Raw genomic sequence first — 25,616 nt, forward strand, 5'->3', positions numbered from 1 at the left:
TTGCGGGGTACGAGAAGCGGACGCAGGGGACGGACGGACGTCGTGGGCATCGAGAGCGACCAGCTGGTCTTCGACTATCTGAGCCGGGTCGGCGACCTGGCCCAGCAGCACCAGCTGAACTCCGGCGACCGCATGCGCCTGGTGGCCGCGCTGCGCGGCGAGATCGACCGGCAGCGGGCGAAGGCGATCGGCGGCCCGGACAGCGTCGCCGCCGTGCAGCGCATCCTCGGCAGACTCGGCACGCCGGACGACATCGTCGAGGCGGCGGGCGGCGGAGGCGTGGAAGCGGTCGTGTCCTCGCGCACGTCACGGAAGGTGCCCCGGCAGAGACGTACCGCCCAGGAGCCCGGACGGGACGAGAAGCGGCCCGAGACCCCCGTCGGCTTCGAGAAGCGCCCGGAGGCGCAGGCGTGGCCGCGGTCCGGGCCGTCCGCCCCGCATCTCGCCGACAGCGACGAACTCGGGCCCGGCGGCGACGACATCGAGTGGTGGCGCAGCGAGCCGGGGCCCTTCGGCGGCCTCGGCGCATCCGTGCCCGGCTTCACCGGCGGCGTGGAGATCCCCGAGCTGCTCAAGCCGCCGCCGGAGGACGACGAGGACGAGGCGGAGGAGGACGGCGAGGAGGAGGAAGAGGGCGGAGCGGGCCTGGGCCGGTGGCTGCCGCGCGGCCTCCGCCGGCGCACCCGGGCGGACGCGGTGGAGGACGCGGGGGCGGATGCCGGCGCTGGTGCCGGGGACGCCCCGGCGCCCGGCCGCGCGGCGCTCGTGCCGCGCGGCAGCCCGTTCCTCCTTCTCGCCGCCCTGCTGCTGGTCACCGGCGCCGTGCTCGGCAATGTGCTGGTCCTCGCGGGCGGCTGGTTCCTCGCGTACTTCTCGCGCAGGCTCAGCCGTGCCGAGGCGAAGTGGGCCGTACTCGGGCTGCCCGGCGTCGTCGCGGCCGGTGGTGTGGCCTGGCTGTGGGGGCGTACGGACGGACGCTGGGGCGCACCGCTGTCGACGCAGGTCGAGGGCGCGCTGAGCGACGCGATCGCGGGGCTCTGGCCCGTACTGCTGCGGACGGCGGCCGTCGTCACGGCGCTCTACCTGGTGTGGCGGGCCCGCAGGCTCGGCCGGTAGCGCTCGGGCCTCCCGAACGGCCCGAGCGCGCGCGAAGTCGCTACTCCGTCACTTCGTCAGGTCCGTCTGCAGTTCGTCCAGGATCCTGCTCGCGGCCGTGTAGCCGATGCCCTGGATCCACAGCTGGTCGTCGACGCCGAAGACCTTGCCCGCCTTGACCGCCGGGATGTTCTTCCAGAGCGCCGAGTTGAGCGTCCGGGTCTGCTTGGCCTTCGTCGGGTCGCCGTACGTGGAGTGGAAGATGACGGCCGCGTCCTCGCCCGCGAGGTCGATCTTCTCGGGGCTGACGTCGTACGAGAAGCCGTCCTTCGCCTTGTCCGCGACGGCGGGCCGGCCGAGGCCGACGTCGGCGAGGACGGTCGCGATGTAGTTCTTCCTGCCGTAGATGCGGATGTCGGCGCCCTCGACGAAGCGCACCACGTTGACCTTGGTCCGCGCGGCCTGGTCCTTGCCGCCGACCGCAGCGGTCACCTTCGCGGCGTGCGCGGTGTACTCCTCGACGGTCTTCTTCGCCTCGGCCTCCTTGCCGAGCGCCTTGGCGTGCAGCTGGAAGTTCTCCTTCCAGGGGAAGCCGGTGCCCTCGGTCATCACGGTCGGGGCGATGGCCTTCAGCTCGTTGTACTTGTCCTCGTGGCGGACCTTGCTGGTGAGGATCAGGTCAGGTTCCAGCTCGGCGATGGCCTCCAGATTGGGGGTCATCATCTCGCCGACGTCCTTGATGCCCGCGACCTTGTCCTTGGGCAGGTAGTTCAGGAAGCCGGACTCGACGTCGGCGTGCGTGGAGCCGACCGGCTTCACCCCGAGGGTGATCGCGGAGTCCAGTTCGGCGGTGTCCAGGACGACGACGCGCTTCGGCGCCACGGGCACCTGGACGGCGCCCATGGCGGTCTGCACGGTGTGCGTCTTCTTCTGCTCGCCGGCGTCCGCGCCCGAGCCCTTGTCGGAGCCCCCGCACGCGGAGAGCGCGAGCGCGCCCACGGCGGCGAGGGAGACGGCGGCCGTGCCGCGACGGTGGCGCAGTGCGTTGCTCATGAGGTGGCTGCCTTTCGCAGGGCGGGCGGAACGGAATCGTCCGTACCGGCGTCGTCCGCGACGGCGTCGGCCGCCACGGAATCCTTGACCTCGGGGTTCTCGGGCGGTGTCCACGGCGCCCCCGGCACCACCAGCGGCGACCCCGTCACCGGGTCCGGCACCACGACCGCCTCCAGACCGAACACCTCTCGTACGAGATCCTCGGTGACCACATCGGCGGGCGCACCCTCGGCGACGATCTCGCCCGCCTTCATCGCGACGAGGTGGTCCGCGTACCTGGCGGCCTGGTTGAGGTCGTGCAGCACCACCACGACGGTCCGCCCGCGCTCCCGGTTGAGCTGCCTGACCAGGTCGAGGACCTCCACCTGGTGGGAGATGTCGAGGTACGTCGTCGGCTCGTCGAGCAGCAGCAGGTCGGTCTCCTGGGCGAGCGCCATCGCGATCCACACGCGCTGGCGCTGACCGCCCGACAGCTCGTCCACGGACCGGTCCGCGAGCGCCGCCACGTCCGTACGCTCCATGGCGTCCGTGACGGCCCGCTCGTCCTCGCCCGACCACTGCTTCCACCAGGCCTGGTGCGGCTGCCGGCCGCGCGACACGAGGTCGGCGACGGTGATGGCCTCGGGTGCGACGGGCGTCTGCGGCAGCAGGCCGATCGACTGGGCGATCTTCTTGGTGGGGATCCTCGCCAGTTCGGCGCCGTCGAGGAGCACCGCCCCGCCCTGGGGCTTCAGCAGCCGCCCGAGCGCCCGCAGCGTGGTCGACTTCCCGCACGCGTTCGGGCCGACGATGACGGTGACCCGCCCGTCGGGCACCGCCAGGTCCAGTTCGCGGACGACGGTGCGGTCTTCGTAGCCGAGGGTCAGCGAGGCCGCCCGCAGCCGGGACGCGTCGGAACTCATGCCTTGCCTCCAGTACGCCCACTGTGTCCACGCACGATGAGCCAGATCAGATACGGGGCGCCCACCGCCGCCGTGAGCACGCCCACCGGCAGTTCGACGGGCGAGAAGAGCCTGCGCGCCAGCAGGTCCCCGAGTACGACGATCACCGCACCGAGCAGCGCCGAGCAGACCAGCGGAATCTGCGCGGTCCGGGTCAGCCGGCGCGCGATCTGCGGTGCGAGCAGCGCCACGAAGTCGACGGGCCCGGCCGTCCCGGTCGCCACCGACGCCAGGACGACACCGAGGGCGACGAGACCGAGCCGCACCCGCCCGAGACGTACGCCGAGCGCGACGGCCGTGTCGTCGTCCATACCGGCCGTGCGCTGCGCCCGCGCCGCCCACGCGATGCCCGGCAGCAGCACGAGCAGCACCCACCCGAGGGTGGACGCCTCGCCCCAGCCGCGCCCGTTGAGCGACCCGGTCATCCAGATCTGCGCCTGCTGTGCGACGAGGTAGTCGCCCTTCGTCATGAAGAGCTGGGTCACCGACCGCAGCGCGATCGCGAAGCCGATGCCGATCAGCACGAACCGCGTCGCGTGCAGCCCGCCGCGCCACGCGAAGACGTACACCAGCGCCGCGGCGAGCACACCGCCGAGCACGGAGAGGTACGGCAGCACGCCAGCCGACGTGACGCCGAAGACCATCGCTCCGACGGTGAGCGCACTCGCGCCCTGGCTGATGCCGATGATGTCGGGGCTGGCCAGCGGATTGCGGGCGACGGTCTGGATGAGCGCCCCCGCGACCCCGAAGGCCAGCCCGACAAGGAGTCCGACCGTCATCCGGGGCAGCCGCAGCGTGCCTACGACGAGTTCGCTGTGCGACTCCTGCCCGAAGAGCACCCGCAGCACTTCGCCCGGCGCCACGAACCGTTCCCCGACGCACAGGTACGCGACGCACACCGCGGCGAGCACCACCGCGAGGGCGCCCGCGACGAGCGCCGCCCTGCGGTGCAGCAGGAACGAGGCGCTCCCGGCCCGTACGAGCGTGTACCCGGCGGGGCGGACCCGCCCGGCAGCGGTCGTGGGGGCGGGGGCCGTGGTCGTCGTACTCATGCCGGCACCGCCTTCCTGCGGACGAGCGCCACCAGGAACGGCACCCCGATCAGCGCCGTCATCACACCCGCCGGAACCTCGCTCGGCGGGAAGACCACCCGCCCGATCACGTCCGACACCAGCAGCATGACCGGCCCGATCAGCGCCGCCATCGGCAGCACCCACCGGTGGTCGCTGCCGACGACCGCCCGCGCGATGTGCGGCACCGCGAGACCGATGAACGCGATCGGCCCGGCGGCGGACACCGCGACACCGGTCAGGACCGTCGCGCCGAGCCCGCCCACGATCCGCACCAGCGCGACGTTCTGCCCGAGCCCCTTCGCCACGTCCTCGCCCAGCGCGAGCGCGTCGAGTCCGCGCGCCACGGCCAGTACGAGCACCACTCCGACCACCAGGAACGGCCAGATCTGGCCAATGATCTCCGCGTCCCGCCCGGCCACCGAACCCACCTGCCAGAACCGAAACTCGTCCATCGCGGCGGCCTTCGTCGTCAGCACCGCCATCGTCACCGACACCAGCAGCGCGTTGATCGCCGCACCGCCCAGCGCCAGTTTCACGGGGGTCGCGCCGCCGCGCCCGCCCGAGGCGATCGCGTACACCGCGACCGAAGCGAGCGCCGCTCCCGCGAACGCGAACCACACGTACCCGCTGAGCGTGTGCACGCCCGTGAACGCGATCGCGAGGACCACGCCCACCGAGGCGCCCTGGCTGATGCCGAGGATTCCGGGGTCCGCGATCGGGTTGCGGGTGATGCCCTGGAGGGCGGTTCCGGCGATCGCGAGGGCCGCGCCGACCATCAGGCCGATGACGGTGCGGGGCACCCGCATCTGCCGTACGACCTCGGCGTCGGAGGTGCTCCCGCCGTGCAGCAGCGCGTCGAACACCGTCGCAGGGGCGACGCTCCGCGCACCCACCGCCAGGCTCAGCAGTACGGCCACCAGCAGCGCCGCCACGGCGAGCGCCGTCCAGCCGATCCGGCGGGAGACGACTGCGTTGCGGACCCGGGGCGGTGGGGCGGACCTGGACAGGGGTGGCGCGGTCGGCATCGGTCCCATTCCGGAGGCTGAGCAGGCAGGTTAGGCGGGCCTAAGTGTACGGGCGGGGGTGCGCGGCCGTCCCGGCACAATGGCAGTCATGACCACACTTGAGTCCCTTGGTTCCCCTGTGGCAGGACCCGCCGTCGGCTTCGACCTCGACATGACGCTGATCGACACCCGCCCCGGCATCCGGGCCGCCTACCAGCGGCTTTCCGCCGAAACCGGGGTGGAGATCGACGCCGACCTGGTCGTCACCCGGCTCGGCCCTCCGCTGGAGGACGAGATCGCCAACTGGTTCCCCGCCGAACAGGTCGAGGAGGCCGCGAACCGCTACCGCGCGCTCTACCCCGCGTGCGCGATCGCCCCGGCCACCGCGCTCCCGGGGGCCCGCGAGGCCGTCGCCGCGGTGCGTGCGGCGGGCGGCCGGGCGGTCGTCGTCACCGGCAAGTGGGAGCCCAACGCCAAGCTGCACCTCACCCACCTGGGCATCGAGGTGGACGCCGTCATCGGCAATGTGTGGGCGGAGGGCAAGGCCCTCGCACTGCGCGAGCACGGGGCGGCCGTCTACGTGGGGGACCACCTCGGCGACGTACGGGGCGCACGCGCGGCGGGCGCTCTCTCGGTCACCGTGCCGACGGGACCGTACGACGCACAGGCGTTGGAGGAAGCGGGTGCGGACGTGGTCCTGCCGGACCTGACCGCCTTCCCCGCCTGGTTCGCCGACTACTGCGCGGCGGAAGCGGGGGAGGCCGACACGGCCTTGGCCTGACGCCTCTGGGCGGAGATCGACCAGAGCACACCGGCCGCCGCGATCACGAAACCGACGCCCATCAGCATGCAGACGGCGTACGCCACCGACGGGAACGGCTCCGTCTTCAGGAACAGCGGGGCCACCGTGACCAGGGTGGCGACCGCACCGACGAAGAAGACGACAGCACCGACGCGAACCAGCCGATCGCCGGTCGTGCTCTCTTTCGCGGACTGTGCCGCGGGGGTTTCATTGCTCACCCGGCAAGGGTAGTTCCCAGCTCTGAGGAAGCATCCGGCGACTCTTGTCAGCAGCGCACAGACGATTAGCCTGGTGAGTGGCGGGTCGATGACGACCCGCTGAGTGCTATCCGGAACCGCTTTCGCGGCCTTTCCGGACCCGACGAGTACGAGGACGAGGACAGACGGTGCCTACCGGCAAGGTCAAGTGGTTCAACGGAGAAAAGGGCTTCGGCTTCCTTTCGCGCGACGACGGCGGCGACGTTTTCGTCCACTCCTCGGTGCTCCCGGCCGGTGTCGAGAGCCTCAAGCCCGGCCAACGCGTGGAATTCGGTGTCGTCGCCGGCCAGCGCGGCGACCAGGCCCTGTCGGTGACGGTCCTCGACCCGACCCCGTCGGTCGCGGCGGCCCAGCGCCGCAAGCCCGACGAGCTCGCGTCGATCGTGCAGGACCTGACGACGCTCCTGGAGAACATCACCCCGCAGCTGGAGCGGGGCCGCTACCCCGACAAGGCGGCCGGCGCGAAGATCGCGGGCCTGCTGCGGGCGGTGGCGGACCAGCTCGACGTGTAGGCGCCCGGTCTACGGGAAACTCAGCGCATCGCGGCCGAGGGGCGGAACGAGCCCCTCGGCCGCCGCACGTTCCAGGAGTCCGCGCACCGCCGCGTACCCGTCCTCGCCGAGCTCCGCCGTGAACTCGTTCACGTACAGCCCGATGTGCTGGTCGGCGACGGCCGGGTCCATCTCCTGGGCGTGCGCCGCGACGTACGGACGCGACGCCTCCGGCTCGTCCCACGCCATCGTCACGGACGTGCGCGCGGCCTGCGCCAGCTCCCGCAGCCGGGCCTCGCCCAGCGAGCGCTTGGCGATGATCGCGCCGAGCGGGATGGGCAGCCCGGTGGTGGCCTCCCAGTGCTCGCCCATGTCGGCCAGCTTGTGCAGGCCGTAGTTCTGGTACGTGAACCGGGCCTCGTGGATGACAAGGCCCGCGTCCACCTTGCCGTCCCGCACCGCGGGCATGATCTGGTCGAACGGCATGACGACGACCTCGCCGACCCCGCCCGGCACCACGTCGGCCGCCCACAGCCGGAACAGCAGGTACGCCGTCGAGCGCTCGCTCGGCACGGCGACGGTCTTCCCGGTCAGGTCGACGTCCGCGTCCTTCGTCAGGACCAGCGGCCCGCAGCCCCGGCCGAGCGCCCCGCCGCACGGCAGCAGCGCGTAGTCGTCGAGGACCCACGGCAGCACGGCGTACGACACCTTGAGCACGTCGAACTCGCCGCGCTCGGCCATCGCGTTGGTGATGTCGATGTCCGCGAAGGTGACGTCGAGTTCCGGCGCCCCTGGCACCCGGCCGTGCGCCCACGCGTCGAAGACGAAGGTGTCGTTGGGGCAGGGGGAGAAGGCGATCTTCAAGGCATCAGATTGCGTCGTCATGTGGTGTCCAACTCTCCAGTACGGGCCTGAGCTTCCCGAAGGCGTCGCTCAGCGCGGCGAGCGCGTCCCCGATCCGCCAGGCGTCGCGGTCGCGCGGCCCGACGGCGTTGGAGACGGCACGGATTTCGAGCACCGGCAGCCCGAAGAGGGCGGCGGCCTCCGCCACCCCGAACCCCTCCATCGCCTCGACGGCGGCGTACGGGTGCCGCACGCGCAGCTCGGCGGCGCGGGCGGCGGTGCCGGTGACGGTGGAGACGGTGAGGACGGTGCCGGCGGCGGCGCCGGTGGCCCGCGCCGCCGTACGTACGAGAGCGGCGGGCGGCAGGTGCTCGACGGTCCCGAAGCCGAGCCCGGTGACCGGAACGTATCCCTCCGCCGTCTCGGCGCCGAGGTCGGCGGCGACGATCGCATCGGCGACGACGACGGAGCCGACCGGCGCGACGTCCGCGAACCCGCCGCCGATCCCGGCGGAGATCACCAGGTCGTACGGGGCGGAGGCGGCGGCAGCTGTGGCGAGGGCGCGGGCGGTGGATGCGGCGGCCGCGGCGGGGCCGACACCGCCGGAGATCACGTCGTACCCCCGGAGGTTCCCCCCGAACGCACGCGTGACCGCGTCCCGCTCAGCGGGGACCGCGGTCACGACGAGGACGTTCACAGGGGTCACGGGGTTCAGGAAGCCTTCTCCAGCTTGAAGCTCCACACGCCGATGAGCTTCTTGCCGCCGGTCTCGACGATGCTGACCGTCGCCTCCTTGGCGGGCGGGGAGCCCTGCTGGCCGCTGCTGAAGAACGCGTTGCCCGGGATGGACCGGTACGTCTTCTTGAACGGCTCCTGCTCGGCGGGCTGCCCGTTGATGAAGACCGTCCAGCCGTTCTCGGCGACCTCGGGGTCGACGCCCAGGCGGACCTTGTCCTCCATGGAGACCTTGATGGACTTGGCGGGCTTCTTGTTCAGGCAGCCCGGGGTCTCCTTCTCGCTGACGCCCGCGTCGCCGTGGGCGTAGCAGGCGGCCTCGGAGTTCACCGATTCCGAGCCGACCGTGATGGTGGCGCGCGGCGTCGGCTTGTCGCAGGCGGAGAGGGCGAGCAGCCCGGCGGAGACAACGCCGAGGGCGGCAGCGGTACGGCGGGCCTTGCCCGAGAACAACGCAACGGTCATGCGCGAAGGCTATCGCCCGAACCGGGCCCGGCTGCGCCGGGGGGTTTTCGGGGTGTTCGTGGCGTGACTTGCCGGGCTGCGCCCGGACCCAGGGGTTGCCCGGTTGGGCGGGGTGTGTCGGGTGCGGGTGCGTTGTGGCTGGTCGCGCCCACGCGGCGGAGCCGCAAATCGATGCAGCCCCGCGCCCCTATGGGGCTCTACCGCAGTCCTACTCTCTTGCGGCCTGCGCCCAGTAGGCCTCGTAGCGACAGCAGTACGCCGAGCGTCACCAGGGCCGCGCCCACGCTCATTCCCAGCCAGGCCACCAGTGGCAGCACGATGCCGATCGCGCCGCCCACCACCCATGCGACCTGCAGCAGCGTCTCGGATCTGGCGAACGCCGAGTTCCGTACCGCCTCCGGCACGTCGCGCTGGATCAAAGCGTCCAGCGACAGCTTTCCCAGGGCCTGGCAGAGCCCCGCCGTCGCCCCCAGTACCGCCACCAGCACCCCGCCGAAGAAGACGGCGGTCAGTGCGGAAACGCCCAGCGCGATGCCGAGCACCGTCGCGATGATCAGTTCGGGTGCGCGGGACTTCAGCCAGGCGCCGACCGCCGTTCCCACCGCGTTCCCCAGGCCCGCGGCGACTCCGACGATCCCGAGGGAGACCGCCGCGCTCTGCCCGGCCAGCGGGTGCTGGCGCAGCAGGAAGGCGAGGAAGAAGATCAGGAAGCCGGAGAGCGCGCGCAGGGCCGCGTTCGCCTGGAGGGCGTGGACGACGGACGGGCCCACGTCGCGAAGGCCCCGCCCCGGGCGTTCCGGTGCCTCTTCCTCTCCCGGGTGTTCGGAGGCCAGATGGGCGCGCCGTTCACCCTTCGCGGAGTCCACCTTTCCGGGGAGGGAGAAGGCGAGGAAGGTGCCGGCCACGAAGACGAGGAAGGCCCCGTACAGCGGCCAGGCAGGACCGACGCGCTGCAGCGCCGCCCCGATGGGTGCGGCGGCCCCCGTCGCGAGCAGACCCGCGAGGGTCACCCGCGAGTTCGCCTTGACCAGCGAGAAGCGCGGTGGCAGCAGCCTCGGCACGACGGCGCTCCGGACGACTCCGTACGCCTTCGAGGCCACCAGTACGCCCAGCGCCGCCGGGTACAGCTCGATGCCTCCCGTCGCCACCGCCCCCGACATCGCCAGCGCCAGCACCGCCCGCGCCAGCATCGCGCCCGCCATCGCGGCCCGCCGCCCGTGCGGCAGCCGGTCCAGGAGCGGGCCGATCACCGGGGCCAGCAGGGTGAAGGGCGCCATGGTGATCGCCAGGTAGAGGGCGACACGGCCCCTGGCCTCGTCGGTCGGTACGGAAAAGAAAACGGTCGAGGCGAGCGCGATTGTGATCAATACGTCGCCCGCGCCGTTGACGGCGTGCAGTTCGATGAGCTTTCCGAGCCCCGACTCACCCGCGCCGTGCGCGTGCGTGGCGCGCCTGATGCCCCGCGCCGTACCGGTGAACGGCAGGTGGAGGGCGCGGCCGACCGCCCGGCCCGCCTTGCGCAGCGGCCCAGTTGGGACGTTCGAGCGTGACGACGAACGTGTGCTGGCCACCCCGCCATAGTGCCCCAAAGACGCGCGGGCCCCACCCGACCCGAACCAGGATTCGGACGCGCAGGTGGGATGGGGGCGGCGGAGGGGGTAGCGTGCGTAGCGCGCCACCGGCGGTTGTCCTCGGCCGCGCGCCTCTCAGCGATCCCGCAGAATGGATGGCGGAAGGTGTGCCCGAGGCAGTAGGTAGGTCGGGCGCGGACGTCGACGCGGCCCCATGGTCCGCTCCGCCCGCGGCTCGTACATCCATCTGCATCGCTCCTCGGCAGGCGCACCCGTGATACGGCGTAGGAGAGAAGCGAAACCTGTGAGTGCTGCGACGACGAGAAGCCGTACCCCTGACCGTCTGTGCGCCGAAGCGGTCGACCTCGCGCGCGAGGCCGCCGAGGAGGCCGCCTTCCCCGGGGTGGTCGGCGAGCACGTCACTCTCTTCGCCGAGGGCGACCGGGTGGTCACCCACCTCTTCGAGGCCAAGGAGCCCGGCTACCGCGGCTGGCGCTGGGCCGTCACGGTGGCCCGCGCGTCCCGCGCGAAGTTCGTCACCCTCGACGAGACGGTCCTGCTGCCGGGCCCCGACTCCCTCCAGGCCCCCGAATGGGTGCCGTGGAGCGAGCGGCTGCGCCCCGGCGACATGGGCCCCGGCGACCTGCTCCCGACGGAGGCGGAGGACCTCCGGCTGGAGCCCGGCTGGACGGGCGAGGACGCCCCGCCGCCGAACTCGCTCCTCTCCGAGGAGATGGAGTCCCAGGCCCTCGCCGAGGTGGCGGATGCCGAGGATGCGGAACTGACCGCTCCGGTCGCACCGGTTCCGGTCCGGGGCTCGATCACCTCCGTGGCCGAGGAGCTCGGCATGCGCCGGGCCCGCGTCCTGTCCCGCTACGGCCTCCACCTGGCGGCCGACCGCTGGGACGAGGAGTACGGCGCGAAGACCCCGATGGCGCAAGCGGCCCCCGCCACCTGTGTCTCCTGCGCGTTCCTCATCCCGGTCTCCGGCTCGCTCGGCCAGGCCTTCGGTATCTGCGCCAATGAATTCGGCCCGGCGGACGGCCATGTCGTCTCGCTCTCGTACGGCTGCGGCGGCCACTCGGAGGCGGCCGTCATGCCGAAGACCCCGAAGCCGACGGGTCCTGTGCACGACTCGATGGCGGTCGACGCCTTTCCGCTGAGGCCGGACCCGGCGGGCGGATCGGTGCCGGGGACCGCGGACCCGGAGTCGGAGGACCTGGGTCACTCCTGACCCTGGCTCTCCGGGCTTCGCCCGGAACAGGGGTTGCCCGTCCGGGCAGGGTTTTGCGCGTGCAGGTGCGTCCGTGGCCGGTCGCGCCCACGCGGCGGAGCCGCAAATCGATACTGCCCCGCGCCCCTGAACGGGACTGTCCGGCCGCTCACGGGGCAGGGGCATGGGTCAGCCGCGCGGTACCTTGCACGCCGCAGACCACGACAGAGGAGCGACCACCGTGAGCGCATCGGAGACGGATTCCAGCGGGGCGAACGAGGGCGACCCCGGTGACCCGTTCGGCACCGCACGGCTGCGGCGCGGTGTGCTGGACGCCTGGACCGCTACCCCGGCCCGTTTCCGGGAGGACGCGAACGCGGAGGAGGACCTCGCCCTCGGCGGCTACCGGGACCGGCTCGTCGTGGAGCTGGCACAGAACGCCGCCGACGCGGCGGGACGCGCGGGGGCGGTCGGACGGCTGCGGCTGACCCTGCACCCGGCCACCGCCGACGGGCCCGCCGTGCTCGCCGCCGCGAACACCGGCGCTCCGCTGGACGCCGCCGGCGCGGAGTCGCTCAGCACGCTGCGGGCCTCCGCCAAGCGCGAGGACACCGACACCGCCGTCGGCCGCTTCGGCGTCGGGTTCGCCGCCGTGCTCGCGGTGAGCGACGAGCCCGCCGTGCTCGGCCGGCACGGCGGTGTGCGCTGGTCGCTCGCCGAGGCGCGCGGAATGGCGGACGAGTCCGCGCTGCGCAGCCCAGGACTCGCCGACGAACTCCGCCGCCGCGACGGCCATGTGCCGCTGCTGCGGCTGCCGTTGCCCGCCGAGGGGACCGCGCCCGAGGGGTACGACACGGTCGTCGTGCTCCCGCTGCGCGACCCGGCGGCCGTGGCGCTGGTCGAGCACCTGCTCGCCGCGATCGACGACGCGCTGCTGCTGACGCTGCCTGGGCTGAGCGAGGTCGTCGTCGAGACGCCCGAGACGGTACGGACGCTGGCCCGGTCGGTGGACGGGGCGTACACAGAGGTACGGGACAGCGCGCACGGCACGACCCGCTGGCGCACGGCCGCCGCGTCCGGCCCCCTCACCCGCGACCTCCTCGCGGACCGCCCCGTCGAGGAGCGCCTGCGCCCGCACTGGTCCCTCACCTGGGCCGTCCCCGTCGACGACGACGGCTCCCCGCTGCCGCCGCGCACCGCGCGCGTCGTGCACGCGCCGACGCCGACCGACGAGCCGCTGGGCGTACCGGCGCTGCTCATCGCCTCGCTGCCGCTGGACACCACCCGCAGGCACCCCGCCCCGGGTCCGCTCACCGACTTCCTCGTGGAGCGGGCGGCCGACACGTACGCCGAGCTGCTGAGCGGCTGGGAGCCGCTGTCCACCGGCACCCTCTCGCTCGTCCCGGGACCGCTGGGGAAGGGCGAGCTGGACGGAGCGCTGCGCGCCGCGATCGTCGCCCGGCTGCCGCGCATCCCCTTCCTGCTGCCCGCCGCGCCCACCGAGGAGCAGCCCGCGCTGCGCCCGTTCGAGGCGGAGGTCGTGGAGGGGGCGGGCGACGAGACCGTACGCGTACTGGCGGAAGTCCTGCCCACCCTCCTGCCCGCCGGGCTCGAACGGCGGGCGGAACTGCGGACGTTGGGCGTGGGGCGGCTCCCGCTCGGTGACGCCGTCGAGCGCATCGGCGGCGCCGAGCGCGCTCCCGGCTGGTGGCGGCGGCTGTACGAGTCGCTGGCCGGCGTCGACCCGGACCGCCTGGCGGGCCTCCCGGTGCCGCTCGCCAACGGGCGTACGGCGATCGGGCCGCGCCAGGTCCTCCTCCCGCTGCCGGACACCACCGCCCCCGAACAGCTCGCCCGGCTCGGGCTGCGGGTGGCGCACGCGGAGGCCGCCCACCCGCTCCTGGAGAAGCTGGGCGCGCTGCCCGCGACGCCGCGTGCGGTGCTGACGACTCCCCAGGTGCGGGCGGCGGTTGCGGGCTCGCTCGACGGTTCGGACATCTGGGACGAGGACGGGCTCGACGCGGACGAACTGGCCGAGACGGTGCTCGGCCTCGTACGGGACGCGGACCTGGCGCCGGGCGACGAGCCGTGGCTGGGTGCGCTGGCCCTGCCGGACGAGGACGGGGAACTGGCCCCGGCCGGCGAGCTGGTGGTGCCGGGATCGGACTTCGCGCAGGTCATGCGGGAGGACGAACTGGCCTTCGCCGACCAGGAGCTGACGGACAAGTGGGGGGAGCAGGTGCTCGCCGCCGTCGGCGTGCTGGCCACCTTCGCTCTCGTACGGGCGACGGACGTCGTGCTCGACCCGGACGAGCTCGAACCGCGCGACGGCGACTTCGCCGAGCCGGACGACGCGGGGCTGCTCGACGCGGTCGACGTGTGGTGCGAGGACATCCTCGACCAGCTGCCCCGGACGCCGGTGCCGCCGGTGGCGACGGAGATCGTGGCCGTACGGGACCTGGATCTGGTCGACGACGACAAGTGGCCCCAAGCCCTCGCCCTGCTGGCACAGCCGCCGCTGCGGGACGCCCTCACCCAGCAGGTGCGGGTGCTGCTGCCGGACGGGACGACGCGGTCCGTACGCCCGTACACGGCGTGGTGGCTGCGCGACCACCCGGTGCTTGACGGGCGCCGCCCGGCGGGCCTGCTGGCGGCCGGCGGCGACGCACTCCTGGAAGGCCTCTACGACGAGGCCGACGCGACCGGCTTCGAGGACGAGCAGGTGCTGCGGGCGCTGGGCGTACGGACCTCGCTGGCCTCGCTGCTCGCAGAGCCGGGCGGTGCGGCGGAGCTGCTCGGCCGGCTCGCGGACCCTTCGAGCGAGGTCGACGAGCACCAACTGCACGCGCTGTATACGGCGTTGGCCGACCTGGATCCGGAGCAGGTGACGCTTCCCGACGAGCTGTGCGCGGTCGTCGACGGGCGGGTGGAGGTCGTGGACGCGGCCGACGCGCTCGTCGCGGACGCCCCGGACCTGCTGCCGCTGACCGGCGGACTGGCCCTGCTGCCGGTCGCGCCTTCGCGGGCGGCACGGCTGGCGGAGCTGTTCCAGGTGCGGGGGCTGGGGGAGACGGTGCCGGGAGAGGTGAGCTCGGAGGGCATCGTACGGGAGGTCCCGCCGGCGGTACGGGAGCTGCTGGGGTCGCGGACCCCGGCGACGTACCTCGAACACGAGGAGCTGCTCGCGGGCGGCGTGGAACTGGACTGGCGCGGGACACCGGACGGGGTGCTCCACGCGTCCACACTGGAGGGCGTGGCCGCCGCACTGGCCTGGGCGACCGGTCAGTGGCCGCGCCGCTTCGAGGTGGCCGCGCTCCTGGAGGACCCGACCCGAACGTCGGAACTGTCCCGCAACAGATGGTTCGACTGAGGAGTCTGGGCGGGCCACCTGCCCCCTAGCCCCCTTGGGCAGCGGGGCCGCCCCCCGGGGGCGGAACGGGTGGGCAAGGGGGCGGCCCCCCACTGCGGCACGCCCTCAGCGACCGCACGCCCTCGCGCCCGCATGCCCTCGCGACCGCGGCCCGTGCGGGTGCGTCGTGGCTGGCCGCGCAGTTCCCCGCGCCCCTAAAAGCCTGCCCCCGCGACCGCGCGCCCCCGTGAATGCCCTACGCCGGCCACTTGCGGCCGACCCACCTCCACGATCCCTCCAGCAGCGCCGCCGCCGCCACGGCGATCCCGACCGCCGTCCACGGCATCGTCGTCCCGATCAGCTTCAGTGCGAAGAAGTGCTGGAGCCACGGCACCGCCAGCACCAGCAGGAATCCGGCCCCCATCGTCGCCACCAGCGCGATCCGCCACCACGTGTACGGCCTGGCGATGATCGCCAGTACCCACATCGACACCAGGAAGAGCGTCAGCGTCGCCGCGCTGGTCTCCGCGGCCAGCGCGTCGGGGCCGGAGTAGTGGGAGCGGGCGAGCAGGTAGGTGGTGAAGGTGGCGACCGCTGCGATGACCCCGCTCGGGATCGCGTACCGCATCACCCTCCGTACGAAGTGCGGCTTCGCCCGCTCCTTGTTCGGCGCGAGGGCCAGGAAGAAGGCCGGGATGCCGATCGTGAGGGTGGAGAGGAGGGTCAGGTGCCGCGGGAGGAAGGGGTACTCGACCTGGGAGCAGACCACCATGATGGCGAGGAGGACGGAGTAGACGGTCTTCGTCAGGAAGAGGGTCGCGACCCGCGTGATGTTGCCGATGACGCGGCGGCCCTCGGCGACCACCGACGGGAGGGTGGCGAAGCTGTTGTTGAGGAGGACGATCTGCGCGACCGCGCGCGTCGCCTCCGAGCCCGAGCCCATCGAGACGCCGATGTCGGCGTCCTTCAGGGCGAGGACGTCGTTGACGCCGTCGCCCGTCATGGCGACCGTGTGGCCCTTCGACTGGAGGGCCGCGACCATGTCCCGCTTCTGCTGCGGCGTGACCCGCCCGAAGACCGCGTTCGAGTCGAGGACCGCCGCCATCTCGGCCTGGTCCTTCGGGAGTTGGCGGGCGTCGATGGTGTTCTCCGCGCCCGGCAGGCCGAGCTTCCCGGCCACCGCGCCGACCGACACCGCGTTGTCGCCGGAGATCACCTTGGCCGCCACGTCCTGGTCGGCGAAGTAGGCGAGGGTCTCGCCCGCATCGGGGCGCAGCCGCTGTTCCAGGACGACGAGGGCGGTCGCGGTGGCGCCCGAGCCCACCTGCGGGTCGGTCAGCTCCGAGCCGGTCGCGCGGGCCAGGAGGAGGACGCGCAGGCCCTGCGCGTTCAGGTCGTCGATCTCCGCGAGGTGCGGGTCGCCGGGGGGCAGCAGCACGTCGGGGGCGCCGAGGAGCCACGTCGAGTTCTCGCCCGTACCGTCGCTGAAGGACGCCCCGCTGTACTTCCGCGCTGAGGAGAAGGGGAGGGACTCCTGGACCCGCCACTCGGCCTCGTCCGGGTACTTGTCCTTGATGGCCTGGAGGCTCGCGTTGGGGCGCGGGTCGGACTCGCCGAGTGCGCCCAGCACCTGTCGTACGTACGCCTCGTCGGTCCCGCCCAGCGCCCGCAGCTCCGTGACGTCCATGCCGCCCTCGGTGAGGGTGCCGGTCTTGTCGAGGCAGACGACGTCGACGCGCGCCAGGCCCTCGATCGCGGGCAGCTCCTGCACCAGGCACTGCTTGCGGCCGAGGCGGATGACGCCGATGGCGAAGGCGACCGAGGTGAGGAGGACCAGGCCCTCGGGGATCATCGGGACGATGCCGCCGACGGTGCGGGCGACGGAGTTCTTGAAGTCGTTGTCCTTCACGACCATCTGGCTGATGATCAGCCCGATCGCCGTCGGGATCATCATCCACGTCACGTACTTGAGGATCGTGGAGATGCCGGAGCGCAGCTCGGAGTGGACGAGGGTGAAGCGGGACGCCTCCTCGGCGAGCTGTGCCGCGTACGCCTCCCGGCCGACCTTCGTCGCCGTGAAGGCGCCGCCGCCCGCGACCACGAACGAGCCGGACATCATGACGTCGCCCGGCTTCTTGAGGACGGGGTCCGCCTCGCCCGTCAGCAGCGACTCGTCGACTTCGAGGCTGTCGGCCTCCGCGACCTCACCGTCGACCACGACCTTGTCGCCGGGGCCCAGCTCGATGACGTCGCCGAGGACGATCTGGGAGGTGGAGATCTCGGCGGCCACCCCGTCGCGGCGCACCGTCGGCTTTGCCTCGCCGATGACCGCGAGCCCGTCGAGGGTCTTCTTGGCGCGCAGCTCCTGGATGATGCCGATGCCGGTGTTCGCGATGATCACGAAGCCGAACAGGCTGTCCTGGATCGGCGCGACGAACAGCATGATGATCCACAGCACGCCGATGATCGCGTTGAAGCGGGTGAAGACGTTGCCCCGGACGATCTCCGCCGTCGAGCGCGAACTCCGCACCGGAACGTCGTTGACCTCACCCCGGGCGATCCGCTCCGCCACCTCGGCCGAGGTCAGCCCGGTCGCGGCCGGCAGCGTCCCGGCCGACCCGGTCGCGCGCACGGCGACGGGCCCTTCGGAGGCAGGTGGATTCACCGGGTGTACGGGGTCCAGCTCCGAGCCCGCGTCAATGTGCGTCATGCACTCGACCGTACGACCGGATGTCCGGGTTTACCCGTCGAGGGAGCGGATTTCAGGGCCACGGGGAGGCAAGATCAGACCTCGGTACGACGCGGCCCGGCCGCGAGATGTACAACCGCGGCGACTTTCGTCGGCTACGGGGCCGGTCGGTCACGGGGCTGGTCGATCACAGGACCGGTCGGTCACAGGGCCGGTCGGTCACAGGACCAGTCGGCTACGGGGCCGAGGGCGCGCTCTCCCCGGCCGTCCGCGCGGCCTGTGCCGCCTTCTCCGCCGCGAACCGCTTCAGCGCCGCGTCGCGCCCCCGCACGTACCAGATGCCGATGAGGCCGAGTCCCGCGCCGGCCAGCGGTGTCCAGTACCACCAGAGCAGGTCGCGGTCGGCGAACCAGCCGTAGAACGCGGCCTGGGCGAGGAAGATCACGAACCAGATGATCGTGCCACCGGTGATCGTGCCGACCACGGGCCCCTCCAGGGGCTCGGGTGCCTCGTGCTTCGCAGTCCACTTCGCCATGCGAGCAGTGTAGGCCGCGGCCGGAGAGGGGTCGCGGGAAGGCCGTCGAGCCGGGCGGCCCATGGGTCTACGCGCGGAGATACCGATCTTCCCCTTATGCATTCATACTGAATATTCCTTGGATTGACTTGTTCCGTTCGTTTGAACATCCAAGTCTGACCGGTTTTCACCCCGCTCCTGCCTTCTCCCCGTGAGGTCACGCATGCCCCCCGCCAGCTCCCCGGTGGATGCCGCCGAGCAGCCGCCCGTCCCCGAGTCGTCAGCGGCACAGCCGCAGGGGCCGGTCAACGGACTCGACCGGTTCTTCAAGATCACCGAGCGGGGTTCGACCGTCGGCCGCGAGCTGCGCGGCGGTCTCGCCACTTTCTTCGCGATGGCGTACATCATCGTGCTGAACCCGATCATCCTCGGCAGCGCCAAGGACATGTACGGGCACCAGCTCGACAACGGCCAGCTGGTCACCGCGACCGTCCTGACCGCCGCCTTCTCCACGCTCCTGATGGGCGTCATCGGCAACGTCCCGATCGCCCTCGCGGCCGGCCTCGGCGTGAACACCGTCGTGGCCCTCCAGCTCGCCCCGCGCATGAGCTGGCCGGACGCGATGGGCATGGTCGTGCTCGCCGGTCTCATCGTCATGCTGATGGTCGCCACCGGGCTCCGGGAGCGCGTGATGAACGCGGTGCCGCTGGGCCTGCGCAAGGGCATCGCCATCGGCATCGGCCTGTTCATCATGCTGATCGGCCTCGTCGACTCGGGCTTCGTCTCCCGCATCCCGGACGCCGCGCACACCACCGTCCCGCTCCAGCTCGGCACGGGCGGCCACCTCAACGGCTGGCCGGTCCTGGTCTTCGTCCTGGGCGTCCTGCTCACGCTGGCCCTGCTGACCCGCAAGGTGCCCGGCGCGATCCTGATCTCGATGGTCGTCATGACCGTCGTCGCGATGATCATCCACGCGGTCGCGGACGTGAAGAGCTGGGGCCTGACGACGCCCGAGTGGCCCGGCAACCCGGTCGCCATGCCCGACTTCGGTCTTGTCGGCAAGGTCAGCCTGTTCGGCGGCTTCGAGAAGGTCGGCATCCTCACCGGCGTCCTCTTCGTCTTCTCCGTCCTGCTGTCCTGCTTCTTCGACGCGATGGGCACGATCCTCGCGGTCGGCGACGAGGCCAAGCTGACGGACGAGAAGGGCAACCTGCCCGGCGTCAACAAGGTCCTCCTCGTCGACGGCCTCGCGGTCGCCGCGGGCGGCGGAACCTCCTCCTCCGCCACCACCTGCTTCGTGGAGTCCACGGCCGGTGTCGGCGAGGGCGCGCGCACGGGTCTCGCCAACATGGTCACCGGCGGCCTCTTCGCGGCAGGACTCTTCCTGACCCCGCTGGTCACGATGGTCCCGTCGCAGGCGGCCACGCCCGCGCTGCTCGCGGTCGGCTTCCTGATCCTGTCCGGCTCGATCAGGGCGATCGACTGGAGCGACTACACGATCGCGATCCCGGCGTTCCTGACGATGCTGATGATGCCGTTCACGTACTCGATCACGAACGGCATCGGCATCGGCTTCGTCAGCTTCTGCGTGCTGCGGCTGGCGGCCGGGCGCGGGCGCGAGGTCCCGGTCGCGATGTACGCCGTGTCGGCGGTCTTCGGCTTCTACTACCTGATGCCGGCGCTGGGTCTTACGTAGCAGCACCAGTGGATACGAACGGGGCTCATGCCGCCCCGTAGAACTTCTCCGTCTCGTCGACCGCCGTCTTGAAGCGCTCGTCGAAGTCGTCGCGAATGAGCGTCCGGACCACATAGTCCTGGACGCTCATTCCGCGTTTCGCGGCATGGTCCCGGAGGCGGTCGAGGAGCTCGCCGTCTATCCGGAGGCTGAGCACCGAGGATTCCATCGCTGGTGGGGTCACTGCCCCAGGGTCCGTCCGGGGCCGGGCGGCATGCGTCACTTTCCGCCCCGTTCTCACTCGTACGGGTGACTTCTGCCCCCGTGTCCCGTGCCACTGTGGCTGGGGTGGTCTTTAGAGTGGGTAATGAGTTACGCTAACAAACATGCCTGACCTGTCCCACGGCGACAACGCCGCCGCCGTGAACGCACTCCGCTCCGCAGTCATGCTCCTCGGCCGACGACTGAAGCACCAGCGGGTCGACGAGTCGCTGAGCCCCACCGAGATGTCGGTGCTCGGCACCCTCGCCCGCTGCGGCTCCGCCACACCCGGCGAGCTGGCCCGCAAGGAACACGTACAGCCGCCGTCGATGACCCGCATCGTGGCACTGCTCGAAGCGAAGGGCCTGGTCAGGCTGGAGCCGCACCCCGAGGACCGCCGGCAGAAGGTGGTCAGCCAGACCGAGACCGCCGAGGCGATGCTCGAAGAGAGCCGCCGCAAGCGGAACGTCTGGCTGGCCCGCCTCGCCGACGGTCTGGACGAGGACGAATGGGCGAAGCTGCGCGCTGCAGCCCCGGTCCTGGAGAAGCTCGCCCACCTGTAAGTGCCAGTTTGCTGGCCTGCCCAGGGTGGGCCCTGCCGTCAACGACCCCGCGCGCCGCCAAGGAGGCGAACCCACATTGAGTACGGGATCCGGAGCAGACTCCGCCCCCGCACCGACCACCCCCAAGCAGTCCATGTTCAGCTCGCTCAGGAACCGGAACTACCGGCTCTTCGCAAGCGGGCAAGTAGTTTCCAACACCGGCACCTGGATGCAGCGAATAGCCCAGGACTGGCTGGTGCTCTCACTCACCGGATCCGCGTCCGCCGTGGGTGTCACCATCGCCCTGCAGTTCCTCCCGATGCTGCTCTTCGGCCTGTACGGAGGCGTCCTCGCCGACCGCCTGCCGAAGCGGCCGCTGCTGCTGGTCACCCAGTCCGCGATGGGCCTGACCGGCCTGGCCCTGGCGGCGCTCACCCTGACCGGCCACGTCGAGGTCTGGCACGTCTACGCGACCGCCTTCGTCGGCGGACTCGTGACCGTCGTCGACAACCCCGCCCGGCAGACCTTCGTCGCCGAGATGGTCGGCCCCGACGAGATCCGCAACGCGGTCAGCCTGAACTCCGCGAACTTCCAGTCGGCGCGACTGGTGGGACCGGCGGTCGCCGGTGTTCTGATCACGGCCGTGGGCAGCGGTTTCGCCTTCCTGCTGAACGGCCTGTCGTTCATCGCGCCCATCGTCGGACTGCTGATGATGCGTACCTCCGAACTCCACAAGGTGGAGCGGGCGCCGCGCGGCAAGGGGCAGCTGAGGGAGGGACTGCGTTACGTCGCGGGCCGTCCCGAGCTGATCTGGCCGATCGTGCTTGTCGGCTTCATCGGCACGTTCGGCTTCAACTTCCCGATCTGGCTGTCCGCCTTCACCAGCGACGTCTTCCACGAGGGCGCGGGCACCTACGGGCTGCTCAACACGCTGATGGCGGCGGGCTCGCTCGCGGGCGCGCTCCTGGCCGCCCGGCGCGGGACGTCCCGCCTGCGGCTGCTGGTGGGCGCCGCGGTGCTCTTCGGAGTGCTGGAGACGGTGACCGCCTTCGCCCCGTCGTTCTGGCTGTTCGCGGCGATGATGGTGCCGATCGGCATGTTCGGCCTGACCGTCAACGTCACGGCGAATTCGAGCGTCCAGATGGCGACGGACCCCGCGATGCGGGGGCGCGTCATGGCCCTCTTCATGATGGTGTTCACCGGCGGTACGCCGCTGGGGGCGCCGCTCCTCGGCTGGATCACCGACACGTACGGCGCGCGGATCGGATTCGCGGCGGGCGGTGTGATTTCCGCTCTGGCCGCGGCGGGGGTGGGTCTGCTGCTCTGCCGGGTCGGCGGGCTGCGACCGAAGGTGGACCTGCGCCGGGGTCATCAGCACCTTCAACTGGTCCCGAGCGCGAGGGCTGCTCGCCGCAGGGAACTGGTGGCGGTGGCGTAGGGCCTGACTGTGCGCTCCGGGAAGTTGCCCCGCCCCGTACGTCCGTGCCCCGCCGGATCAACTTCCCCGGCGGGGCACGGACGTTCTGTACGCTCGACCGGTCCCAGCGGTGCCGAGGCACATGGGACGGCTCGACCAGCGAGTACGGAGAGGGGGGTCTCTCTTCCCGGAGCGCACGGGGCAGGCCCGGCCCCACCCGGCTCACCCCGCCGAGTACACCTCCACACCGCCCACGTACGTGGACACGACCCGTGCCGACGCGATCTCCTCCGGCGGGGCCGCGAAGATGTCTCGGTCCAGGACGGTCAGGTCGGCCAGCATGCAGGGGCGGATCGAGCCGGTGTCGTCGAGGTGGTTCGCGTAGGCGCTGCCCGCCGTGTACGCCGCCAGTGCCGCACCCAGGTCGATGCGCTGGTCCGGGAGGAAGACCGGGGTGTCGGCGGCGCAGCCCGGTTCGCGGCGGGTGACCGCGACCTGGAGCGCGGCGAGCGGGTCCGGGCTGCTGACCGGCCAGTCGCTGCCCGCGCACAGGGTCGCCCCGGAGCGGAGCAGGTCGCCGAAGGGGTACTGGTGGGCGGCGCGTTCGGGGCCGAGGAAGGGGATGGTCAGCTCGTCCATCTGGGGCTCGTGGGCCGCCCAGAGCGCCTGGATGTTGGCGGTGGCTCCGAGGGCGCGGAAGCGGGGCACGTCGGAGGGGTGGACGACCTGGAGGTGGGCGAGGTGCGGGCGGGTGTCGGTCCGGCCGTTGGCCGCGCGGGCCGCCTCGATCGCGTCCAGGGCCTCCCGTACGGCCCGGTCGCCCAGCGCGTGGAAGTGCACCTGGAACCCGGCCGCGTCGAGTGAAGTGACGTATGAGGAGAGGGACTTGGGGTCGATGAAGGAGATGCCGGAGTTGTCGGACGGGCAGCCGCAGGCGGTCAGGTAGGGGTCGAGCATCGCGGCGGTGCGGTTCTCCGCGACGCCGTCCTGCATGATCTTCACAGTGGAGGCGCGGAGTCGGTCTCCGATGGTCAACTTGTCGCGCAGGGCCAGGAGTTCGGGAAGCTGCTCGGCGCCGCGGGCCCGGTCCCACCAGAGGGCGCCGGTCACGCGGGCGGTGAGCAGGCCGTCCCGGGCGGCCAACGCGTAGGCGGGCGTCGGGTCGGCCATGCCCGCGTGCGTACCGATCATGGCGTCCTGCCAGGCGGTGACACCGTACGAGTGGAGCAGTTCCTGGGCACGGAGCAGCCCGGCGAGAATGGCGTCCCTGGTCGGGGCGGGGACATGTCGGGCGACGAGCCCCATCGCGCCCTCCTGGAGCATGCCGGTCGGCACGCCCGCGCCGTCCCGCTCCAGTCGGCCGTCGGCCGGGTCCTGGGTGTCCCGGGTGACCGAACACAGCTCCAGTGCACGGGAGTTGGCGAGGCCGCCGTGGTGGTCGCGGTTGACCAGGTAGACGGGGCGGTCGGGGACGAGCGCGTCGAGGAAGTCGCGGGTGGGGGTGCCGCCGGGGAAGGCCTCCATGGACCAGCCGCCGCCGGTGATCCACTCCGCCTCGGGGTGTACCTCCGCGTACGCGGCGATGATCGTGCGGTACTCGTCGGCCGTCTCCGCCCCCGTCAGGTCGCACTGGCCCATCTCGACGCCGCCGCCGACCGGGTGGACATGGGCGTCCTGGAAGCCCGGGATCAGCAACTTCCCTTCCAGATCGACGACTTGGGTGCCCGACCCGATCAGTCCGCGCACCTCGTCGTGCCCGACGGCGACGATCCGCCCGGCGCGCACGGCGACGGTGGTCGCCCGGCTGCGGGCGGCGTCCACCGTGTGCACGGGGCCGCCGGTGAGGACGAGGTCTGCGGGCTGGTCGAACGTCGGCATGCGAAGTGCTCCTTGAAGAAGAGGTGTGGGTGGGTCAGAGTGCGGCGGTGCGGTCCATCGGCAGGACCACGGCGTCCGGGTCGGTGCCCCGGCCCCGCCCCTCGGAGGTGAAGTAGGGGGACTTGCGGCCCCATTTGGCGATCGCCGCCGCCACGAAACCGGACGCGAGGATCCCCACCGGAATGGTCAGCATGAACCAGCCGTTGTCCGGGCTCGCCTCGAAGTGGTCGCTCATCGTGGCGTACGTGTACGCCAGGTACCCGCCGAGTCCGAAGAGGGCCAGTCCGCTCACGGTGGGCACGATCACCGAGGCGAGGGCCTCGCGGGCCCCCGCCCGCAGGTTGGCCCGGAAGCGGACCGCGCAGGCGATCGCGGTCAGGCCGTAGTAGAGGGCGACGATCAGGCCGATGGAGTTCACGGCGGTGAGGATCATGTCGTTGAGCTTGGGGATGCCGACCGCGAGGACGGAAATGGCGGCGGCGATCGCCATGAGGACGAGCGTGCCGATCGCCGGGGTGCCGAAGCGCGGGTGGATGCGGGCCCACATCCTGCCCAGCGTGCGGTCGCGGCTCATCGCGAGGTTGCCGCGTGCGGTGGGGATGACGCTCGACTGGAGCGAGGCGAAGGCGGAGCACATCAGGGCGGCGAGGGGGAGGGAGGCCCATGGTTCGGAGGCGAGGTGGGAGCCGAGGAAGGTGAGGGCGGCCGGTCCGTTCTCCACCAACTCGCCGGTGCTCATGACCCGTTGGAAGGCGATCGACGCGAAGAGGAACAGGCCGAGCATGGTGAGGAGGGCGATGAAGCCGCCCTTGGCCGCGTCACGCGGGTCCTTGCTCTCCTCGTTGACGCTGAACGCGGCGTCCCAGCCCCAGAAGATGAAGACGGCGAGGACGAGCCCCTGGGCGAGCGACTGGCCGGAGGAGATCTCGAAGGGGTTCAGCCAGGAGAGCGAGAAGGGCTGGTCGCCGACGAGGATCGCCCAGCCGCAGAAGACGATCAGTACGGCGTACTCGAAGATCAGCAGGCCGAGTTGGAGCCGGGTGGCGCCGCGCACCCCGGTGATCGCGGTGATGGTGACCGCGACGAGCGCGACCAGCCCGACGACGGTGCTGATGCCGGTGGAGGCCGGGTCGAGGGCGAGGCCGAAGGCGGAGTCGATGCCCAGCTTGTTGAGGAACTGGAGGATGACCGAGCCGGTCACCGCCCCGGTGTACGCCATGAAGATCATGGTGCCGACGAGGATGACCCACCCGGTGAGGAACCCGGACCAGGGCCCGATGGCCCGCCCCACCCAGGTGTAACCGGCGCCGCAGTTGGGTTCGGTGCGGTTGAGGCGGGCGTACGCGAGGGCGATGCCGACGATCGGCAGGAACGCGAGAAGAAGGAGTACCGGCGTCTGCCGGCCCGCGTAGGCGGCCAGCGACCCCATGCCGATGCCGATGCTGGTGGTGGCGGCGGTACTGGAGGCGGCGATGGCCATGCCGTCCTTGACACCGAGGGAGCGGCGCAGGGCGGGCGCCTGCTGGGGCGCCTGCTGGGGCACGGACGGTGGCTGCTGCGTGTTCGGGGGCACGGCGCACACTCCTGCGGGTCCTGGGCGTATGGGTGGTGTGCGCCGATGAAACAGCTGCCGTCAGACTTATGTCAATGGTGTTGACGTAACGCGGTGGTTAACTGACCGCAGGTGGGAACGGAGATCGTCGAGGGGGCCTCGGACCAATGGCAACGAACGGCGCACGGAGCGGCAC

At 71.8% G+C, this 25,616-nt stretch carries 22 protein-coding genes; 8 read left to right on the forward strand and 14 right to left on the reverse strand.

Annotation, left to right across the window (positions count from 1 at the left end; all coding sequences use genetic code 11):
- Positions 1 to 42: 42 nt before the first annotated feature.
- The gene (locus ACH4SP_RS29525; protein WP_398419200.1) at positions 43 to 1,116 is read left to right on the forward strand and encodes a hypothetical protein; all 1,074 of its coding nucleotides are present in this window, start codon (positions 43 to 45) and stop codon (positions 1,114 to 1,116) included.
- A 48-nt stretch (positions 1,117 to 1,164) separates the two neighbouring features.
- Here ACH4SP_RS29525 and ACH4SP_RS29530 read toward each other — a convergent pair whose 3' ends face one another.
- Genes ACH4SP_RS29530 through ACH4SP_RS29545 form a run of 4 tightly spaced genes read right to left on the reverse strand, consistent with a single transcriptional unit; the run spans position 1,165 to position 5,196 of the window.
- The gene (locus ACH4SP_RS29530; protein ID WP_398419202.1) at positions 1,165 to 2,148 is read right to left on the reverse strand and encodes an ABC transporter substrate-binding protein; all 984 of its coding nucleotides are present in this window, start codon (positions 2,146 to 2,148) and stop codon (positions 1,165 to 1,167) included.
- Positions 2,145 to 3,050 carry an ABC transporter ATP-binding protein gene (locus ACH4SP_RS29535; RefSeq protein WP_398419204.1) on the reverse strand — a complete coding sequence of 302 codons (906 nt, stop codon included), beginning with the start codon at positions 3,048 to 3,050 and terminating at the stop codon, positions 2,145 to 2,147. The genes ACH4SP_RS29530 and ACH4SP_RS29535 overlap by 4 nt, the downstream gene beginning before the upstream one ends.
- Positions 3,047 to 4,141, reverse strand: a complete 1,095-nt coding sequence (locus ACH4SP_RS29540; protein ID WP_398419205.1) for a FecCD family ABC transporter permease — start codon at positions 4,139 to 4,141, stop codon at positions 3,047 to 3,049. Before ACH4SP_RS29540 ends, ACH4SP_RS29535 begins: the two co-directional genes overlap by 4 nt.
- On the reverse strand, positions 4,138 to 5,196 hold the full coding sequence (locus ACH4SP_RS29545; RefSeq protein ID WP_398419206.1) for a FecCD family ABC transporter permease: 1,059 nt from the start codon (positions 5,194 to 5,196) through the stop codon (positions 4,138 to 4,140). Before ACH4SP_RS29545 ends, ACH4SP_RS29540 begins: the two co-directional genes overlap by 4 nt.
- Positions 5,197 to 5,275: 79 nt before the next feature.
- Here ACH4SP_RS29545 and ACH4SP_RS29550 point away from each other — a divergent pair, with 79 nt between their 5' ends.
- The gene (locus ACH4SP_RS29550; RefSeq protein WP_398419208.1) at positions 5,276 to 5,947 is read left to right on the forward strand and encodes an HAD family hydrolase; all 672 of its coding nucleotides are present in this window, start codon (positions 5,276 to 5,278) and stop codon (positions 5,945 to 5,947) included.
- Here ACH4SP_RS29550 and ACH4SP_RS29555 read toward each other — a convergent pair.
- Positions 5,902 to 6,186, reverse strand: coding sequence for a hypothetical protein (locus ACH4SP_RS29555; RefSeq protein WP_398419210.1), 285 nt, complete (start codon positions 6,184 to 6,186; stop codon positions 5,902 to 5,904). The two genes, ACH4SP_RS29550 and ACH4SP_RS29555, sit on opposite strands and share 46 nt — an antisense overlap.
- A 167-nt stretch (positions 6,187 to 6,353) precedes the next feature.
- Between ACH4SP_RS29555 and ACH4SP_RS29560 the strand changes: the two genes are divergently transcribed.
- On the forward strand, positions 6,354 to 6,737 hold the full coding sequence (locus ACH4SP_RS29560; RefSeq protein ID WP_384357350.1) for a cold-shock protein: 384 nt from the start codon (positions 6,354 to 6,356) through the stop codon (positions 6,735 to 6,737).
- A gap of 9 nt (positions 6,738 to 6,746) precedes the next feature.
- Here the strand turns inward: ACH4SP_RS29560 and ACH4SP_RS29565 are convergent, their stop codons facing one another.
- The 4 genes from ACH4SP_RS29565 to ACH4SP_RS29580 all read right to left on the reverse strand — a co-directional run bounded on the left by ACH4SP_RS29565 (position 6,747) and on the right by ACH4SP_RS29580 (position 10,348).
- Positions 6,747 to 7,601 (reverse strand): 1,4-dihydroxy-6-naphthoate synthase, encoded by an 855-nt coding sequence (locus tag ACH4SP_RS29565; RefSeq protein ID WP_398419212.1) that lies wholly within the window; start codon positions 7,599 to 7,601, stop codon positions 6,747 to 6,749.
- Positions 7,585 to 8,256: a futalosine hydrolase gene (locus ACH4SP_RS29570; RefSeq protein WP_398419748.1), complete on the reverse strand. Its 672-nt coding sequence runs from the start codon at positions 8,254 to 8,256 to the stop codon at positions 7,585 to 7,587. Before ACH4SP_RS29570 ends, ACH4SP_RS29565 begins: the two co-directional genes overlap by 17 nt.
- Positions 8,257 to 8,270: 14 nt before the next feature.
- Complete coding sequence (locus ACH4SP_RS29575) at positions 8,271 to 8,759, reverse strand: DUF2771 domain-containing protein (protein WP_398419214.1); 489 nt, start codon at positions 8,757 to 8,759, stop codon at positions 8,271 to 8,273.
- A 197-nt stretch (positions 8,760 to 8,956) separates the two neighbouring features.
- Positions 8,957 to 10,348, reverse strand: coding sequence for an MFS transporter (locus ACH4SP_RS29580; RefSeq protein ID WP_398419216.1), 1,392 nt, complete (start codon positions 10,346 to 10,348; stop codon positions 8,957 to 8,959).
- 286 nt (positions 10,349 to 10,634) lie between these two features.
- Here ACH4SP_RS29580 and ACH4SP_RS29585 point away from each other — a divergent pair, with 286 nt between their 5' ends.
- Positions 10,635 to 11,564: a DUF3027 domain-containing protein gene (locus tag ACH4SP_RS29585; protein WP_398419218.1), complete on the forward strand. Its 930-nt coding sequence runs from the start codon at positions 10,635 to 10,637 to the stop codon at positions 11,562 to 11,564.
- 220 nt (positions 11,565 to 11,784) lie between these two features.
- Positions 11,785 to 14,913, forward strand: a complete 3,129-nt coding sequence (locus ACH4SP_RS29590) for a sacsin N-terminal ATP-binding-like domain-containing protein (RefSeq protein ID WP_398419220.1) — start codon at positions 11,785 to 11,787, stop codon at positions 14,911 to 14,913.
- Between the two features lie 235 nt (positions 14,914 to 15,148).
- Here ACH4SP_RS29590 and ACH4SP_RS29595 read toward each other — a convergent pair whose 3' ends face one another.
- Positions 15,149 to 17,602 carry an HAD-IC family P-type ATPase gene (locus tag ACH4SP_RS29595; protein WP_398419222.1) on the reverse strand — a complete coding sequence of 818 codons (2,454 nt, stop codon included), beginning with the start codon at positions 17,600 to 17,602 and terminating at the stop codon, positions 15,149 to 15,151.
- Between the two features lie 214 nt (positions 17,603 to 17,816).
- Positions 17,817 to 18,116, reverse strand: a complete 300-nt coding sequence (locus tag ACH4SP_RS29600) for a DUF2530 domain-containing protein (RefSeq protein WP_398419224.1) — start codon at positions 18,114 to 18,116, stop codon at positions 17,817 to 17,819.
- A gap of 202 nt (positions 18,117 to 18,318) precedes the next feature.
- On the opposite strand from ACH4SP_RS29600, the gene ACH4SP_RS29605 reads away from it, so the two are divergent.
- Positions 18,319 to 19,791, forward strand: coding sequence for an NCS2 family permease (locus ACH4SP_RS29605; protein ID WP_398419226.1), 1,473 nt, complete (start codon positions 18,319 to 18,321; stop codon positions 19,789 to 19,791).
- 25 nt (positions 19,792 to 19,816) lie between these two features.
- On the opposite strand, the gene ACH4SP_RS29610 is transcribed toward ACH4SP_RS29605, so the two are convergent.
- Positions 19,817 to 19,999 carry a ribbon-helix-helix protein, CopG family gene (locus ACH4SP_RS29610; protein WP_398419750.1) on the reverse strand — a complete coding sequence of 61 codons (183 nt, stop codon included), beginning with the start codon at positions 19,997 to 19,999 and terminating at the stop codon, positions 19,817 to 19,819.
- Between the two features lie 157 nt (positions 20,000 to 20,156).
- On the opposite strand from ACH4SP_RS29610, the gene ACH4SP_RS29615 reads away from it, so the two are divergent.
- Together ACH4SP_RS29615 and ACH4SP_RS29620 are read left to right on the forward strand one after the other, a co-directional pair.
- Entirely contained in the window at positions 20,157 to 20,594 is a 438-nt protein-coding gene (locus tag ACH4SP_RS29615; protein ID WP_398419228.1) for a MarR family winged helix-turn-helix transcriptional regulator, read from the forward strand.
- Positions 20,595 to 20,670: 76 nt separating this feature from the next.
- Positions 20,671 to 22,011 (forward strand): MFS transporter, encoded by a 1,341-nt coding sequence (locus ACH4SP_RS29620; RefSeq protein WP_398419230.1) that lies wholly within the window; start codon positions 20,671 to 20,673, stop codon positions 22,009 to 22,011.
- Positions 22,012 to 22,212: 201 nt separating this feature from the next.
- On the opposite strand, the gene ACH4SP_RS29625 is transcribed toward ACH4SP_RS29620, so the two are convergent.
- The gene (locus tag ACH4SP_RS29625; RefSeq protein ID WP_398419232.1) at positions 22,213 to 23,868 is read right to left on the reverse strand and encodes an amidohydrolase; all 1,656 of its coding nucleotides are present in this window, start codon (positions 23,866 to 23,868) and stop codon (positions 22,213 to 22,215) included.
- Positions 23,869 to 23,902: 34 nt separating this feature from the next.
- Positions 23,903 to 25,348 carry an APC family permease gene (locus ACH4SP_RS29630; protein WP_398419751.1) on the reverse strand — a complete coding sequence of 482 codons (1,446 nt, stop codon included), beginning with the start codon at positions 25,346 to 25,348 and terminating at the stop codon, positions 23,903 to 23,905.
- Between the last annotated feature and the right edge of the window lie 268 nt (positions 25,349 to 25,616).

The sequence above is a fragment of the Streptomyces sp. NPDC021093 genome (genome assembly GCF_044333135.1).
GTDB lineage: Bacteria > Actinomycetota > Actinomycetes > Streptomycetales > Streptomycetaceae > Streptomyces.